General features: G+C 64.4%; 2 protein-coding genes. Both read left to right on the top strand.

Annotated features, from left to right (window positions below):
• On the top strand, positions 1-1,287 hold a 1,287-nt coding region (locus tag EN939_RS32570; RefSeq protein ID WP_127271632.1), incomplete at its 5' end, for an FAD-containing oxidoreductase.
• Between the two features lie 125 nt (positions 1,288-1,412).
• Positions 1,413-1,834, top strand: a 422-nt coding sequence (locus EN939_RS32565; protein WP_164751438.1) for an MFS transporter, incomplete at its 3' end; no start/stop codon positions are given.

Genomic DNA, 1,834 nt, shown 5'->3' with positions numbered 1-1,834 from the left:
GTGGCGCTGATCGAGCGCAAGCTGGTCGGCGGCACCTGCGTCAACACCGGCTGCATGCCGACCAAGACCATGGTCGCCAGCGCCTACGCCGCGCATCTTGCGCGCCGCGCCGCCGACTATGGCGTGACGCTCAGTGGCCCCGTCGGCGTCGACTATGCCAGGATCAAGGCGCGCAAGGACAAGGTGACGATCGACGCCCGCACCAATCTCGAGACCTGGATTGCCGGCATGGACAAATGCACCCTCTATCGCGGCCATGCGCGTTTCGAATCCGCCAACACGGTGCGCGTCGGCGACGATCTGCTGACCGCCGAAAAGATCTTCCTCAACACCGGCGGCCGAGCCTCGGTCCCAGACCTGCCTGGCATCCACGACATCGACTATCTGACCAATTCCTCGATGATGGATCTCGACGTGCTGCCGCGCCATCTCATCGTCGTCGGCGGCAGCTACATCTCGCTCGAATTCGCACAGATGTTCCGCCGCTTCGGTAGCGAAGTTACCGTCATCGAGAAGAGCCCACGCCTGACCGGCCGCGAGGACGAGGATGTCTCCGCCGCCATCCTGTCGATCCTCGAAAACGAGGGCATCACGGTCCATGTCGGCGCCGACGACATCGCTTTCGCCAGACAGGGCCAGGACATTGCCGTAACCTTCTCCGCCGGCAAACCGCCGGCGGTCGGCTCGCACGTGCTGCTGGCTCTGGGGCGGACGCCCAACACCGATGACCTCGGCCTGGAGAGGGCTGGCGTGGAGGTCGACAAGCGCGGCTTCGTCTCTGTAGACGACCAGTTGCGCAGCAGCGTGCCCGGCATCTGGGCGATGGGCGACTGCAACGGCAGGGGCGCCTTCACCCACACCTCCTACAACGACTACGAGATCGTCGCCGCCAACCTGCTGGACAACGATCCGCGCAAGGTCAGTGATCGCATCGAAGCCTATGCGCTCTACATCGACCCACCGCTCGGCCGCTGCGGCATGACCGAGGCCGCGGTGAAGAAATCCGGCCGTCGCGCGCTGGTCGGCCAGCGGCCGATGACCCGCGTCGGCCGCGCTATCGAAAAGGGCGAGACGCAGGGCTTCATGAGGATCCTGGTCGACGCCGACACCAGGCAGATCCTCGGCTGCTCGGTGCTCGGCCCCGGCGGCGACGAGGTTATCCATAGCGTACTCGACCTGATGTACGCCAAGGCGCCCGTCGACACGCTGGCGCGTGCCGTGCACATCCACCCGAATGTCTCGGAGCTGTTGCCAACCATTGCCCAGGAATTGAAGCCGCTGGTTTGACAGCCTGTTAGCGACCCATTTCAAAGCTCTTCCTTTTCTGCATCGCTGCGATGCAGCAATGCAGCTTGCGCACGGTGGCGTCCTTCGCGCAGTCTCAATTTGAACCGATTCAGTCTGGACGCCCCATGCCCTTGCCGATCCTTGCGCTTGCCATTGCGTCCTTCTGCATCGGTACCACCGAATTCGTGATCATGGGCCTGCTGCCCGAGGTCGCAGCCGACCTCGGCGTATCGATCCCTTCTGCCGGCCTGCTGGTTACCGGATATGCGCTGGGCGTCGTCTTCGGCGCGCCGATCGTGGCGATGGCCACCGCGCATTTGCCGCGTAAGCCTGTGCTGGTCGGGCTGGCCGTCCTGTTCGTCATCGGCAATCTGTTTTGCGCCATCTCGCCCAACTACTGGACGCTGATGGCCGCGCGCGTTTTCACCGCTTTCGGCCATGGCGCCTTCTTCGGCATCGGCTCGGTCGTTGCCGCCAGCCTGGTGCCGCGCAACAAACGCGCCAGCGCCATCGCGCTGATGTTCGCCGGGCTGACGCTGTCCAACAT

The organism is Mesorhizobium sp. M7A.F.Ca.CA.002.05.1.1 (assembly GCF_003998335.1).
Classification (GTDB): Bacteria; Pseudomonadota; Alphaproteobacteria; order Rhizobiales; family Rhizobiaceae; genus Mesorhizobium.
The sequence above is the reverse complement of the archived record's forward strand: the minus strand, read 5'-3'. Positions and strand labels throughout refer to the sequence as shown.